General features: G+C 62.9%; 12 protein-coding genes and 1 pseudogene. 5 read left to right on the forward strand and 8 right to left on the reverse strand.

Translation table 11 applies throughout. The features are described from left to right. Positions 1–263, reverse strand: a pseudogene (locus tag DC522_RS03970) (UDP-glucose/GDP-mannose dehydrogenase family protein); the annotation flags it as partial. Between the two features lie 160 nt (positions 264–423). On the opposite strand from DC522_RS03970, the gene DC522_RS03975 reads away from it, so the two are divergent. Continuing rightward, the gene (locus tag DC522_RS03975) at positions 424–1,431 is read left to right on the forward strand and encodes an asparaginase (RefSeq protein WP_116527415.1); all 1,008 of its coding nucleotides are present in this window, start codon (positions 424–426) and stop codon (positions 1,429–1,431) included. Between the two features lie 156 nt (positions 1,432–1,587). Here DC522_RS03975 and meaB read toward each other — a convergent pair whose 3' ends face one another. Both meaB and DC522_RS03985 read right to left on the reverse strand, forming a co-directional pair. After that, positions 1,588–2,574: a methylmalonyl Co-A mutase-associated GTPase MeaB gene (gene meaB, locus DC522_RS03980; RefSeq protein WP_116527416.1), complete on the reverse strand. Its 987-nt coding sequence runs from the start codon at positions 2,572–2,574 to the stop codon at positions 1,588–1,590. Positions 2,575–2,606: 32 nt separating this feature from the next. Then, positions 2,607–3,362 (reverse strand): DUF3750 domain-containing protein, encoded by a 756-nt coding sequence (locus DC522_RS03985; protein WP_116527417.1) that lies wholly within the window; start codon positions 3,360–3,362, stop codon positions 2,607–2,609. A gap of 177 nt (positions 3,363–3,539) precedes the next feature. On the opposite strand from DC522_RS03985, the gene DC522_RS03990 reads away from it, so the two are divergent. Both DC522_RS03990 and DC522_RS03995 read left to right on the forward strand, forming a co-directional pair. Next, a complete protein-coding gene (locus DC522_RS03990; RefSeq protein WP_116527418.1) occupies positions 3,540–4,517 on the forward strand; it encodes an alpha/beta hydrolase in 978 nt (325 codons plus the stop codon). 101 nt (positions 4,518–4,618) lie between these two features. Beyond that, positions 4,619–5,605 carry a tripartite tricarboxylate transporter substrate binding protein gene (locus DC522_RS03995; RefSeq protein WP_116527419.1) on the forward strand — a complete coding sequence of 329 codons (987 nt, stop codon included), beginning with the start codon at positions 4,619–4,621 and terminating at the stop codon, positions 5,603–5,605. Between the two features lie 33 nt (positions 5,606–5,638). On the opposite strand, the gene scpA is transcribed toward DC522_RS03995, so the two are convergent. From scpA to DC522_RS04015, 4 genes are all read right to left on the reverse strand, one after another. Beyond that, positions 5,639–7,807, reverse strand: a complete 2,169-nt coding sequence (scpA, locus tag DC522_RS04000; protein WP_116527420.1) for a methylmalonyl-CoA mutase — start codon at positions 7,805–7,807, stop codon at positions 5,639–5,641. Positions 7,808–7,905: 98 nt separating this feature from the next. Then, positions 7,906–8,274 carry a hypothetical protein gene (locus tag DC522_RS04005; RefSeq protein WP_116527629.1) on the reverse strand — a complete coding sequence of 123 codons (369 nt, stop codon included), beginning with the start codon at positions 8,272–8,274 and terminating at the stop codon, positions 7,906–7,908. A gap of 143 nt (positions 8,275–8,417) precedes the next feature. Beyond that, a complete protein-coding gene (locus tag DC522_RS04010; protein ID WP_116527421.1) occupies positions 8,418–8,801 on the reverse strand; it encodes a hypothetical protein in 384 nt (127 codons plus the stop codon). A 46-nt stretch (positions 8,802–8,847) separates the two neighbouring features. Then, positions 8,848–10,707 carry a methylmalonyl-CoA mutase family protein gene (locus DC522_RS04015; RefSeq protein ID WP_116527422.1) on the reverse strand — a complete coding sequence of 620 codons (1,860 nt, stop codon included), beginning with the start codon at positions 10,705–10,707 and terminating at the stop codon, positions 8,848–8,850. Between the two features lie 185 nt (positions 10,708–10,892). Between DC522_RS04015 and DC522_RS04020 the strand changes: the two genes are divergently transcribed. Then, on the forward strand, positions 10,893–11,486 hold the full coding sequence (locus DC522_RS04020) for an intradiol ring-cleavage dioxygenase (RefSeq protein WP_116527423.1): 594 nt from the start codon (positions 10,893–10,895) through the stop codon (positions 11,484–11,486). 101 nt (positions 11,487–11,587) lie between these two features. Here DC522_RS04020 and DC522_RS04025 read toward each other — a convergent pair whose 3' ends face one another. Beyond that, complete coding sequence (locus DC522_RS04025) at positions 11,588–11,971, reverse strand: DUF2267 domain-containing protein (protein ID WP_116527424.1); 384 nt, start codon at positions 11,969–11,971, stop codon at positions 11,588–11,590. 137 nt (positions 11,972–12,108) lie between these two features. On the opposite strand from DC522_RS04025, the gene DC522_RS04030 reads away from it, so the two are divergent. Further along, complete coding sequence (locus tag DC522_RS04030) at positions 12,109–13,650, forward strand: helicase HerA-like domain-containing protein (RefSeq protein ID WP_116527425.1); 1,542 nt, start codon at positions 12,109–12,111, stop codon at positions 13,648–13,650.

The raw sequence follows: 13,650 nt of genomic DNA on the forward strand, positions 1-13,650 counted from the left end.
GAGGGAGTACCGACTGCGATGAACACCGCCTCGGCGTTCTTGACGGCCTCGGACAAGCTGGTGGTGAAGGTCAGGCGGCCCTCGCGTACGTTGTTGGCCACGAGATCATCCAGGCCCGGCTCGAAAATGGGGATTTCGCCGCGATTGAGGGCCTCGATCTTGCCGGGGTCCTTGTCCACGCAGCACACTTCATGCCCGAAATCGGCAAAGCACGCCCCGGACACCAACCCCACATAGCCCGACCCGACCATCGCAATGCGCACCAGGATCTCTCCCCTTTGTCCCAGAGCGACGGTTTAGGGCGTCTGAGACTGAGCCGCAACCCGGGCAAAGGCAGGAGACTCAACTCTTTTGAAACAATACCCCCTTTGACATCTGGACAAAGCACGCCCAAAAGACCGCCGTTTTCAAAACGGGGCATTCATGGATAACCCTTACCTTGTCGAGGTCACCCGCGGGCAGCTGGTCGAATCGCGCCACCGGGGCAGCGTTTCCGTGGTCGATGCAGACGGTGCGACCGTCCTGTCGATCGGCGACGTGGACCGGCGCGTGTTTCCGCGCTCTGCGGTCAAGGCCCTCCAGGCCCTGCCGCTGATCGAGCGCGGAATTGCTGATAAATACAATTTGACGGACGAAGAGATCGCTTTGGCCTGCGCCTCCCATTCCGGTGAGCCGGAGCATGTGCGGGTGGCAGAGACCATGCTGGCCAAGGCTGGGCGGGATGTGGGCTGCCTCGAATGCGGTGCCCATTGGCCCATGGGTGAGGCGGCGAGCCGGGCGCTGGCGGCTGAGGGCAAAACCCCGAATGCCCTGCACAACAACTGCTCCGGCAAGCATGCAGGCTTCATCTGCCTGGCCTGCGGGACGGGCACCGACCCGCAGGGCTATGTGGGCGCGGACCATCCGATTCAGCGCATGGTGCGCGAGGCCCTGGAGGATGTGACGGGTGCCTGCCACTCGATGGAAAAGAGCGGCATCGACGGCTGCTCGATCCCGACTTACGCAATCCGGCTGCCTTCGCTCGCCTTCGGCTTTGCCAAGTTCGGCACAGGCGTCGGGCTCTCAGGCGAGGCAAAGACGGCGGCAGAACGCATTCGCAAGGCTGTTGCGGCTCATCCCTTCATGGTGGCTGGCACGGGACGCTTCGACACCAAGCTCATGGAGATCTTGCGGGAGCGCGCCTTCGTGAAAGTCGGCGCCGAGGGCGTCTATTGTGCCACGTTCCCAGAGCTCGGCTACGGCATCGCCTTGAAGGCCGACGACGGTCACGTGCGGGCGGCGGAGGCCATGATGGCCGGGCTGGTTCTGCGTTTCCTGCCCCTGAACGATCAGGAGCGAGCCGCCGTCGAGGCATTGGCGCAGCCTGTCTTCAAGAACTGGAACGGCATCGAGGTCGGCGGCATTCGCCTGACGTCTGCGCTGTTGGGATAAGCCGCTTCCAAACGACGAAAGACAAAAGGCCGGAGATCATTTCTCCGGCCTTTTGTTTGGAAGAGGACAGCCGCCTTATAACGCAGAAGTCGGCATAGGCGGGTGCGAGGTAGCTTGAATTTTGCGTCGGTTCGAAGTGCTGAGGGGGGTTAAAGGCTAAAGCCCCAGCAGCTTAACGATCTCGCTTGCACCGGCGTTGGGGGAGAGGCTGCCCTCGGCAATGGCTTTTTCGATCTCTGGTATGCGTTTTTTCAAAGCGGGGTCCTGAGTGAGTCGCTCATGCATGCGCTCTTCGACCAGGGCCCACGTCCATTTCGTGTCCTGAGCCCGCCGTTTGGCGGCGAGTTCGCCGGTCGCCTCAAGGCGTTTGCGGTGATCCAGCACCTTCATCCACAGTTCATCCAGGCCTTGGCCGGTGAGCCCCGAGATCGTCAGCACCGGCGGCGTCCAGGTCGGGGAGGCTGGCGCGAGGATGTGGAGGGCGGCCTTGTATTCGGCGGCTGCCGCTTTCGCCTTCGCGCCCGCGTCGTCCGCCTTGTTGACGGCGATCAGGTCGGCAAGCTCCAGAATGCCTTTCTTGATGCCCTGCAGCTCGTCGCCTGCGCCGGGGAGCATGAGCACAAGGAAAAAGTCCGTGAGATCGGCCACTGCCGTTTCCGACTGTCCGACGCCGACAGTCTCCACCAGGATCACGTCGAAACCTGCGGCCTCGCAGAGCAGCATCGTCTCCCGGGTCTTGGCGGCAACGCCGCCGAGCGTGCCCGAAGAGGGGGAGGGGCGGATGAAGGCGTTCGGGTCGGCAGAGAGCCGCGCCATACGCGTCTTGTCGCCGAGGATCGCGCCGCCCGTGCGGGTGGAGCTGGGATCCACTGCAAGCACGGCGACCTTGTGGCCCTTCTCGGTCAGCATGGTGCCGAGCGAGTCGATGGTGGTGGATTTGCCCACTCCTGGCACGCCGGTGATGCCGATGCGCACGGCCCTGCCCGTGCGGGGCATCAGCTCCTGGAGGAGGGCGCGTGCGGCCTCCCGGTGATCGGGGCGGCGGGATTCCATGAGCGTGATGGCACGGGCGAGCGCCGCGCGGTCGCCTCGCGCCACGGCCTCGGCCGTCACATCCGTTTTCTTCGTCGAACCCCCGGTCATAGGTGTAGCCTTACCGGATTCGACTTCGGCTTTCACCAAGTGATCGGATCCATTCCGATCCGTCCCCAGGCAGGAATCTTAATGGCAGGGCGGCGGATGTCGATTCCGGCGACCAGTCCCATGAAATCAAGCTCGATGCCCTCGACCCAGCCGAGTGCAAGGCCCGCGTAGCCGGCGAGCGATATCTGGATGCCGGTGCGGCTTGGGGTGAGTCCAATGAGATCCTGCAAAGGTCGCCAATCCTTGCCCAGGGCCGTTGGCGGTAGGGCCGCATTCAGCTCCGGCACCGAGCGCAGCACATGAGCCACGAAGGTGTTCGAATTGGGACCCGGCCAGGCGTTGTAGGAGCCGTAAGCAGCGTAAGGATAGGTCGAGACCGCCTTGCGGATCTGCGGGATCAGCCGTTGCGCATCCTCTCCCTCGATCAAGGCCACGGGATGCGGCGCATTGCCGAACCAGCGCCCGTCCGGCGCCCACCCGTTGGTCCGCACGGGGCTGCCCCAGCCGACCTTGTCGTAGCGGGTGTAATGGCTGGCTCGGGCCTCCTTCACCACGATCCACGTATGATGAGCGAAGATGCCGCGCCAGCGGCCTACCCGTGCTGCATAGACCGCGACGATGGCCTGCGGCGCTTGCGAGGCTGGCGGAAGCAGTTTTGCACTCGACCAATCCGCAGCGCGCCAATTGGGCGCGACATCCTCGCGCAGGGTCCACCAGAGGGCGTGAGCCCCCATGGGAAGAATGAACAATCCGATGATGAAGAGGAGAATGCGGGAAAGGATAGTCATCCCGCCAATGGTATGAAGGCAATCTCTCGCCATCAAGGCGCAGAGTGGCCGGTGCCGTTCACCAATGCTTTACCTTAAGGCGCAAGGAATGGGGGGATTGCCCGGCTTTGCCTTGCGCATGCCATGATCGGGGGCAACACAGCATCTACCCTCCTTATCTTTTGATCCTCCGGCCTCATGTTGCTGTCCATCTCCCGCCTTGCCGTCGTCTGCCTGACCGCCGTCACCCTCTCCGGGTGCATCGGTGACGACAATGCCCTGACGAGCCCGCTCTCCTCGCCGCTTCCGGGTCTGGAAAAGGACCCGAAGCTGCTGGTCGCCACCACGCGTCTGCCTGCGGGCGATCCGCCGAAGAAGCCCTGGTTCAGCAGCGAGCGCTCGCCGGATCTCGTCTATGCGGAAGCTCGCCTGACGCCGCCTTCCGGCTCTCTCATCGGCAGTTCGGAATGGACGATTTCGAAGGTCGATTCCCTGAATCGCAGCAACGCGGCCCAAGCCTTTGCCCAGGCTGCCTTCGGGCGTGACCTGCTGCTCTACATTCACGGCTATCGCGAGAGCTTCGAGACGGCGGCGGCTTCCACCATCGATCTGTCGGAGGGCATCAAGTTCCCGGGTGCAACAGGCCTCTTCACCTGGCCTTCCGCCGCCTCCACCTTGAGCTACGTGGCTGACCGCGAGGCAGCCATGTGGTCGCGCGACGCGCTGGAGGATCTGCTCACCGCCATCGCCAAGACGCCGAGCGGCGGGCGCATTCATATCGTGGCGCACAGCATGGGCACGCTGCTGACGCTTGAGACCCTGCGCATGTTGCGCGGTTCCGCTGGCGAGAGCGCCATGGAGCGCATCGGCGCGGTGGTGCTGGCGGCTCCCGATATCGACATCGATCTGTTCGCGCGAGGCTTGGAGCGACTGGGACCGGATGCGAAGAAGATCACCGTGATCAGCTCCACAAACGACCGTGCGCTTGCCGTATCGAGCCGTCTTGCGGGCGGTATCATCCGCGCGGGTGCGGCGGATCGCGAGCGGCTGGAAGCCCTTGGCGTGCGCGTGGCCGACGCCTCCGAGTTCGGCGGCGGCATCATCAACCACGATCTCTTCCTGTCGAACAGGGAAGTGCAGCAGGTGGTAAAGCGCGCGATCGAGCGGGAGAAATAATCCCGCCCATCCGTGCAGCTCGCGCGGCTTTTAGGCGCTCAGCTTGTCCGCGAGAGGTCCAGGCTTAGTTCTTCCTCCAAAGACAAAACTTGGAGGAAACAATGATCTGGACACGCCGCAACATCCTTGTGGGCATGGCTGCTGCATCCGCAGCCTCGACGCTCTCAAGCTGGGGCGCCTTCGCGCAGGCCGATTATCCTGCAAGGCCTGTCCGAGTCGTCGTGCCTTATGCGGCGGGTGGCGGAACGGACTTTTTCGCACGCCTGGTCTTTGCGGAAATCGGCAAGCATCTGGGCCAGCAATTCGTCATCGAGAACAAGGCCGGTGCCGGCACCAATCTCGGCGCCGAGGCTGTCGCCAAGGCCGAGCCCGATGGCTACACGCTTCTCCTCGGCGACACCGCGACCTATGCCACCAATCGCACGCTCTACAGCAAGCTCCCGTTCGATCCTTACAGGGATTTCAGCCCGATCTCCTTGAGCGGCCGTTTCGCCCTCGTGCTGCTGGTCAACACGAACAAGCTCAATGTCAAATCGGTCCAGGAGCTTGTTGCTGCCGCCAAGCAGAATCCCGGCAACACCACCTATGGCACCCCCGGTCTCGGCAGCCCGTTCCATCTCGCGACTGAATTGCTTGCGCAAAACGCCGGGATCAAGCTGACCCATGTGCCTTACCGGGGCGCAGCTCCTGCCGTGCAGGATCTGGTGGCCGGCAATATCGGCATGATGTTCATCGATTTCGCGACGGCGCGTGCGCAGCTGTCGGGTCCCATCAAAGCCATCGCGGTCGCTTCTCCGGGCCCGTTCGCTGGTCTTCCCGGCGTGCCGCCTGTCGCTGCGGATTTCCCCGGTTTCGAGGCCTGGGCCTGGCAGGGAATCGTGGCGCCTGCCGGTACGCCATCTGAGATCATCGGAAAGCTCAACGATGCTTATCGCCGTGCCGTGAGCCAGGCGGAAATCCGCGACAAGCTCACAAGCGCTGGCATCGAGGTGCTGCAAAGCACACCCGAAGAGATGTCGGCCTATATGCGAGCCGAGGGTGAGAAGTGGGAGAAGGTGATCAAGACCGCCAACATCAAGCTGGAATGAGCGGAGCCACTGGCGCCGCCACGAATGACTTGATCATTCCGCCGCTTGTTTCGGGCCGTAGCCCAGTCTGCGGTTCAGCTCCTCGATGAGGTTCACCGCCGCATCGGCGATCACAGTACCGGGCGGGAAGATTGCCGAGGCGCCGGCCTTATGAAGCGCGTCGAAATCCTGCGGCGGGATCACGCCGCCGACGACGATCATGATGTCCTCGCGGCCGAACTGGGCGAGTTCCGCTTTCAGCTCCGGCACGAGCGTCAGGTGACCGGCCGCGAGCGACGAGACGCCGATGATGTGCACGTCGTTCTCGATGGCTTGGCGCGCGGCTTCCGCAGGCGTCGCGAAGAGGGGGCCGATATCGACGTCGAAGCCGAGATCGGCGAAGGCCGAGGCGATCACCTTCTGGCCGCGGTCGTGCCCGTCCTGGCCCATCTTGGCGACGAGGATGCGCGGACGGCGGCCATCGTCGTGCTCGAACTGCTCTACCAGATGACGGATTTTCTCCACGGCAGGTGAAGCCATGCCGACCTCCCGCTTGTAGACGCCCGAGATCGCCTTGATCTCGGCGCGGTGACGGCCCCAGATTCTTTCAAGCGCGTCGGAAATTTCGCCCACCGTCGCTTTCGCGCGTGCGGCCTTCACCGCAAGATCGAGCAGGTTGCCCTGACCCGTCGAAGCGCCCTTGGAGAGTACGTCGAGCGCGGCGTCGACATCCGCTTGGTTGCGCTCGGCGCGCAGCTTCTTGAGCTTCTCGATCTGCTGCGCACGCACGGCTGCGTTGTCGACCTTCAGAATGTCGATGGAGGCTTCGTCCGCGGGCTTGAAGGCGTTCACGCCGATGATCTTCTGATGGCCTGAATCGATGCGCGCCTGCGTGCGGGCCGCGGCCTCCTCGATCTTGAGCTTCGGAATGCCCGCCTCGATGGCCTTCGCCATGCCGCCGAGCGCTTCCACTTCCTGAATATGGCTCCAGGCCTTTTCGGCGAGTTCCTTGGTCAGGCGCTCGACGTAATACGAACCGCCCCAAGGATCGATGATGCGTGTGGTGCCGCTTTCCTGCTGCAGGAAGAGCTGCGTATTGCGGGCGATGCGCGCGGAGAAGTCGGTCGGCAGTGCCAGCGCTTCGTCGAGTGCGTTGGTGTGCAGCGATTGCGTGTGGCCTTGCGTCGCCGCCATGGCTTCCACGCAGGTGCGAACCACGTTGTTGAACACGTCCTGCGCGGTGAGCGACCAGCCGGATGTCTGCGAGTGCGTGCGCAGCGGCAGCGATTTTTCGCTCTGCGGGTTGAAGCCCTTAACGAGTTTCGCCCAGAGCAGGCGCGCGGCGCGCATCTTGGCGACTTCCATGAAGAAGTTCATGCCGATCGCCCAGAAGAAGGACAGGCGCGGCGCGAACTGATCGATGGTGAGGCCCGCCGCCAATCCGGCGCGGATGTATTCCACGCCGTCGGCAAGCGTGTAGGCGAGTTCCAGATCCTGCGTCGCACCGGCTTCCTGCATGTGGTAGCCGGAGATCGAGATGGAGTTGAACTTCGGCATGTTCGCCGAGGTGTAGGCGAAGATGTCCGAGATGATGCGCATCGACCCTTTGGGCGGGTAGATGTAGGTGTTGCGCACCATGAACTCTTTGAGAATGTCGTTCTGGATCGTGCCTGAGAGCTTCGAGGCCGGAACGCCCTGTTCCTCCGCAGCGACGATATAAAGCGCGAGAATGGGCAGGACCGCGCCATTCATGGTCATCGACACGCTCATCTGATCGAGCGGGATGCCGGCGAACAGCGTGCGCATGTCATAGATGGAGTCGATGGCAACACCCGCCATGCCCACGTCGCCTGCCACACGCGGATGATCCGAGTCATAGCCGCGATGGGTTGCGAGGTCGAAGGCGACGGAGAGGCCTTTCTGACCGGCGGCGAGGTTGCGTCGATAGAAGGCGTTCGAATCCTCAGCCGTGGAGAAGCCTGCATATTGGCGCACGGTCCAGGGCTGGTTCACATACATGGTGGGGTAGGGGCCGCGTAAGAATGGCGCGACGCCCGGGAACGTATCGAGGAAGTCGATCCCAGCTCGGTCCTCGGGGCCGTAGGTTCCTTTGACGGCAATGCCTTCCGGCGTGAGCCATGGCTCAGCTTGCAGTGGCGCTGCGGGCGAAGCTTTGGAGGCACCGGCCCAACCGAGGCTCGAGAAATCTGGGATACGTGTCATGACCTTGAAACGGATGCCCTCGTCGAACAGGAGAGGTGTTGTATTTCGCCTATTCTAGGCCATCCGAAACCATGAGGCTATCGGAGCATCGTCTAGGGTCAGCTCCGCTTCTCGGCGTTCCAATAGCCCGAGCAAGAGCGCCCGCCGGACGTGGTCCAAGTGCCGCGGCCGGTTCTGCCCACGAGCCTGCCGGAGACGTTGGCTCTGTCCTGTCCCCTTGAGATGCTCGCGGAAACGGAGCCGTTGGAACGGACCTGGCCGTTCACGTCGAACTGCTCCGGTCCGCCGTAGCGGGCGCGCCCGTTCTGGACGATCACCGAATAGCGATAGGCTCGGTCGCAGCCGCCCTGCTCGGTGACAACCTCGACGCTCCAGTTGCCGTCGAATTTATTGGTTTGTGCTTGGGCTGCGGACGCAACGAGGGAGGCCGCCAGAACCGTTGCGCCGGGCCAGGACATCATTCGCATCGAAAACTCCATGCCCTCTAAGGATAGGCTGGAATAACGTGAGGTCCCGAACAGGGTTCCTCCGTGGAGAAGGGAAGGCCTGGCAACAAAAAGCCGCCACATCAAACAATGCAGCGGCTGAGAGTGCTTTGATCTTGTCCGCTTTAAGCCGAGCGCTTCTGAGCCGTCCAGCGGCCAGAGCATCCAAGCATGGCAAGCTGCCAGGTGCCGGAACCCGACTTGCCGTTCAGGCGGCCGCTTGCATCAGCTTTGGCGATGCTGCGGCGAATGTCGAGATCGACGGTTCCGTCCGGGCCGATCCGGCCCGACACGGTTGCCGGGGAGGATCCAGGGTTGGGAATGTACCGAACATTGCCGTTCTCGACGGCGATGGAATAGCTGGCGCTGCTGTCGCAGGTGCCGGAATCCGTCGCCAGCTGGACGCTCCAGATCCCATCATGCTTGGCGCCAGGGGCGGCAAAGGCGCCGCCGATCATCGTCAAGCCGAGGCCCAGGGCCACAGCCGTTCGCTTCGCAAGAGTCGTCAAACCGTGCTCCTCCCGGTTTAAAAGGCCGGGAGGACGGCTCAAGGACTTATGAGCAGGCCTTCTCCAAAGCCTCGCTCAGGACCTTGAGGGTGTCGCACCCAGCATAGATGAAAGTGGTGATGCCGGCGCGGGTCAGCTGTTCTTCGCGTTCTCCCGGGCGCCGTGCAATGTAGATAGGTGATAATCCCACTTCGCGCAAGGTCTTGGCGGCATCAATTGCGTGACTTTCGTAAATTTCATCTGACGAGCAGATGCAGGAAAGCTTGGCTTTACTTTCAAGAAAGGCCTGCTTAAGCTTTTCCGTATCAGAGAAGCCATCGTTCATCACGGCTTCTATTCCGCCTGCCTCGAAGAAATTCTTGGCAAAGGTCGCGCGCGCCGTGAAGGCGGAGATCGGGCCAAGGTTGGCGAGGAACACCTTAGGGCGCGCGCCGGTCTTGGCGAGGTAGGCATCCGACAGGTCGCGCAGGCGTTCGAAGGCCTCCGCCGTGCGGACAGAGGGCAGGGGCGTGACTGACACGGCAGCTTGGCCAGTCTCTTGCTTTTCCGCAGGAGCGGTCGGCATCAGCACTGTGACGTCTGCCTCGTGGATGTTCGGGAATTCGCTCGTGCCGGTGATCGGCTCCTTGCGGGTGGCGGCCGCCTTCTCCCGCTGCACACGAACAGTGGCGATGCGGGGCTGGAGAGCCCCCTGCTTGAGGCTCTCGATGATGCCACCCTCGCGCTCGATCTCCTGGAAAAGCCCCCAGGCTCTCTCGCAGAGCGCATCGGTCAGCGCCTCGAAGCCGCCAGCGCCGGCGGCGGGATCGGCCACGCGCCAGAGGTTCGACTCTTCGAGCAGGATCAGTTGCGTGTTGCGTGCAATCCTTCGGGCGAAGGCATCGGGCAGGCCGAGAGCCGCCGTGAAGGGCAGAACCGTGATCGCATCCGCCCCGCCGATGCCGGCCGAGAAGGTGGCAACCGTCGTGCGCAGCATGTTCACCCAAGGATCGCGCTTGGTCGTCATGCGCCAGGCGGTTTCCGCATGCAGGCGAATGGGCTTCGGCTCCAGGCCGCAGGCCTGCTCCACTTGTGCCCAGAGGCGGCGCAGCGCGCGGAACTTCGCGACAGTCAGGAACTCGTCCGCATCCGCGACCAGAAGGAAGGACAGGAATTTACGCGCGGCATCGAGGGAATGGCCTTGGGATTCGAGCGCCCGCAGATAGCTGACGCCCGTGGCGAGAACGGCGGCCAATTCCTGCGCCTCGCTCGCGCCTGCCTCGTGGTAGGGGCGCCCTTCAGCCAGGAAGGCGCGGCCCTTGAAGCCTTTCTCGGTCAGGCTCTTCAGCATCGCGCCCATGCGCGCCGACACCTCGTCCCACGCGACAGAGAGACTGCCGATGGAGGCCAATCCGCCGATGGGATCCATGCCGAGATCGAGCGAGAGGTCCGACAGCTTGTGGCCGCGCTTTTCTGCAAGCGCGATGAGAAGCTCCGCCATGTGGCGGCCCTTGCCGCCCGCATCGAGCCGCAGATGGATGAGGTCCAGCATCACGCCGGAGAGTGCACGGTCGAGATCCTCGACCGTCTCGATCTTCACGCCGAAGCTGCGCGCCGCGGGGGCTTTATGTGTGCAGAGGGTCAGCGCATCGGCGCCGTTTTCGAGATCGATGAGGGCAAGCTCATTGGCCCTGGCCGGATCGGGATGATCCATCCGCTGGGACACGCGCCAGCGCCCGGCCTGCTCGCGCTCAATGCGGGTTGCTCCCTCCGCCTTTGGATAGAGCGGCTGGATCTCAATGCCGTCATAGGTACGACCGACGAGCTTCTTGGTGAAGTCGGCTCCCTTCAGCACTCCCTCGACCAGCTTGAGCCATTGCTCGCGGGTGGCTTGAGGGAAATCGGCGGCAAGAGGGAGATCGTCCATGGGGGTATCCTCGTCCGGAGGAGAGCAGCTTGAAAAGTTGCGCCGGAAGATACCGGGTCGGGGAGGGCGTGGAAATGCCCTTAAAGGACGAGAAATTGTCCAAGTGCAGAACTTATATCTTTCAATCCATGCCAGATGTGACACCTTTCTCCGCTAGGACGGTGGATCTTCAGAAGGAGCGTCACATGAGCGTTACCCGACGTGATCTTGTCTCAGGAATCTTTGCTACGCCTGCTCTCGCCTTTCTCTCGGGGCGTCATGCCGTCGCGCAGAATGCCCCATTCCCGCTGCCTCTAACGCCTGCCTGTGACGGCGGTCACACAATCACGCCATCGATGACCGAAGGGCCGTTCTACAAGCCCGAGAGTCCCTTGCGCAGCGATCTGACCGTCGGGGAGGTGAGTGGAACCCGCCTGAGGATCGGCGGTCATGTGGTCGATCGGTCCTGCCGCCCCATCGCCAATGCCATCGTCGAGCTGTGGCAGGCCGACGGGAACGGTCGGTATGACAACGTTGGACATCGTCTGCGCGGCTATCAGAGAACCGACGCACAGGGGCGCTGGTCGTTCACGACCGTCCTTCCAGGCCAGTACCCGGGCCGTACACGCCACATCCATTTCAAGGTTCAACGCCCCGGTGGACCGATCCTCACCACGCAGCTCTTCTTCCCCGGGGAGCCAGGAAATGAGCGGGATCGCCTCTTCAAGACGCAGCTTCTGTTCGACATGGAGAGCGTTGGTTCCGAACGCCTCGGTCGGTATGATTTCGTGATCGCTTAAGCCTCCATAGCGTCGAGAGACATCGCTTCATCGACGGCCCTGCCCCGATAGCCATCCCGAGCCGGCCCAGCCGCCCCGGGATGATGTTGAAAGAGAAGAGATCAAACGAACTGCGACAGGCCGGGGATCGAGCCCATGATGGCGCCCATCGTATCCTCGCCGGCCTTCTCGCGGCCATAGGCGAAGAGTTCCTTGCCGAGCGGCTGCATCTGGCCCATCGAGACGCCGATGCCCATGAGCTGGCCGCCGAGCGCCATCACGCCGCCACCCATGGAGCCGACCATGCCCATGAGGCCACCGTCACCGCCGCCGGCCTTGCCCTCGTCAATTGCGTCCTGTGCGCCGGGAAGGGCGGCGATCAGCTGGTTCACCTCGTTCTGCGGCCCTTCTTTCTGCAGATAGCCGAGGATGAGGCCGATGGCCTTGCGGGCCGTGGCCTGATCGAGGCCGGTCTTCTGCGTCACGCGGGCGATGAGTTCGTCCATATGATTCTCCTGGTGCTTGGTTAGCATGATGGTTTAGCTGTAAACTATTCAGTCGAGAAATCTCAATCGAAAATTCCCGAGTGGAAACTAGCAACAGGTCTTCTAAGATCCTTTCGCAGATTCTGGAGACAGACACGATGCTCGAGGACGGCAAGATCTTCATCGGCAAAAGCACCAAGCCGGAATACCTAGACTTGAGGCTCGCCAATCGCCACGGCCTCGTCACGGGCGCGACGGGCACAGGCAAGACCGTTTCGCTGCAGGTGCTGGCGGAAGGTTTTTCCAACGCGGGCGTTCCGGTTTTCGCCGCCGACATCAAGGGCGACCTCTCAGGTTTAGCGGCTCCAGGCAACGGCAAGGAGCCCTTGGTCAAGCGCGCTCAAGAGATCGGCATCGAATACAAGCCGGACCAGTTCCCGGTGGTGTTCTGGGACATCTTCGGCGAGCAGGGACATCGTGTCCGCGCGACGATCTCCGAAATGGGCCCGCTGCTTCTCTCACGCCTTCTCGATCTCAACGAGACGCAGGAGGGCGTGCTCAACATCGCCTTCCGCATCGCCGACGAGCAGGGATTGCTGCTGCTCGATCTGAAGGACCTGCGCGCGCTCCTGCAGCTCATCTCCGACAATGCGGGCGAGCTCACCACCACTTACGGCAATGTGTCGAAAGCCACGATCGGCACGATCCAGCGTCAGTTGCTCGTGCTGGAAAACCAGCAGGGTGACGAATTCCTCGGCGAGCCTGCGCTCGACATTAAGGATCTGATGCGTACCGATCGCGACGGGCGCGGCATCGTCAACATCCTGGCGGCGGACAAGCTCATGAGTAATCCGCGCCTCTATTCGACATTCCTGCTCTGGCTCATGTCGGAACTGTTCGAGGAGCTTCCGGAAGTCGGCGATCTCGATCAGCCGAAACTCGTCTTCTTCTTCGACGAGGCTCATCTTCTCTTCAATGATGCGCCGAAGGCTCTCGTCGAAACCGTGGAACGCGTCGTGCGCCTCATCCGCTCGAAGGGTGTGGGCGTCTATTTCATCACGCAGAACCCGGTCGACGTGCCGGAGACGGTGCTCGCGCAGCTCGGCAACCGCGTGCAGCATGCTTTGCGCGCCTATACGCCGCGCGAGCAGAAGGCGGTGCGCGTCGCCGCGCAAACATTCCGGCAGAACCCGGCCTTCGATACCGAAAAGGCGATCACGGAACTCGGCGTCGGAGAGGCGCTGGTCTCGACGCTCGAAGGCAAGGGCGCGCCCTCCATGGTGGAGCGCACGCTGATCGCACCCCCCATGGCGCAGGTCGGACCCATCGAATTGTCCGAACGCCAGCAGATCCTGAATGCAAGCCCCATGAGGGGGAAGTACGACCAGCCGGTCGATGTGGAATCGGCTTACGAGATGCTGGCCAAGCGCGCCGAGCAGGCGGCAGCCGATGCCAAGGCTGCCGAGGGCGGGGGCGGCATTCTCGATATGCTCGGCAACATCTTCGGCACCAACGGCCCGCAGCGGAAAGGCTCGATGACTGTGGGCCAGAAAGTCGTGCGCGAGGTTACCCGCACCGTGGTCAACCAGACGGTGGGCAACATCGCGGCCGAGATCGGCAAGTCCATCGGCGGACGCCAGGGCAGCTCCATTGGACGGGCCATCGTGCGTGGCACCTTGGGCGGTCTGCTGAGGCGCTAG

It is taken from the genome of Microvirga sp. KLBC 81, from assembly GCF_003075415.1.
Classification (GTDB): Bacteria; Pseudomonadota; Alphaproteobacteria; order Rhizobiales; family Beijerinckiaceae; genus Microvirga.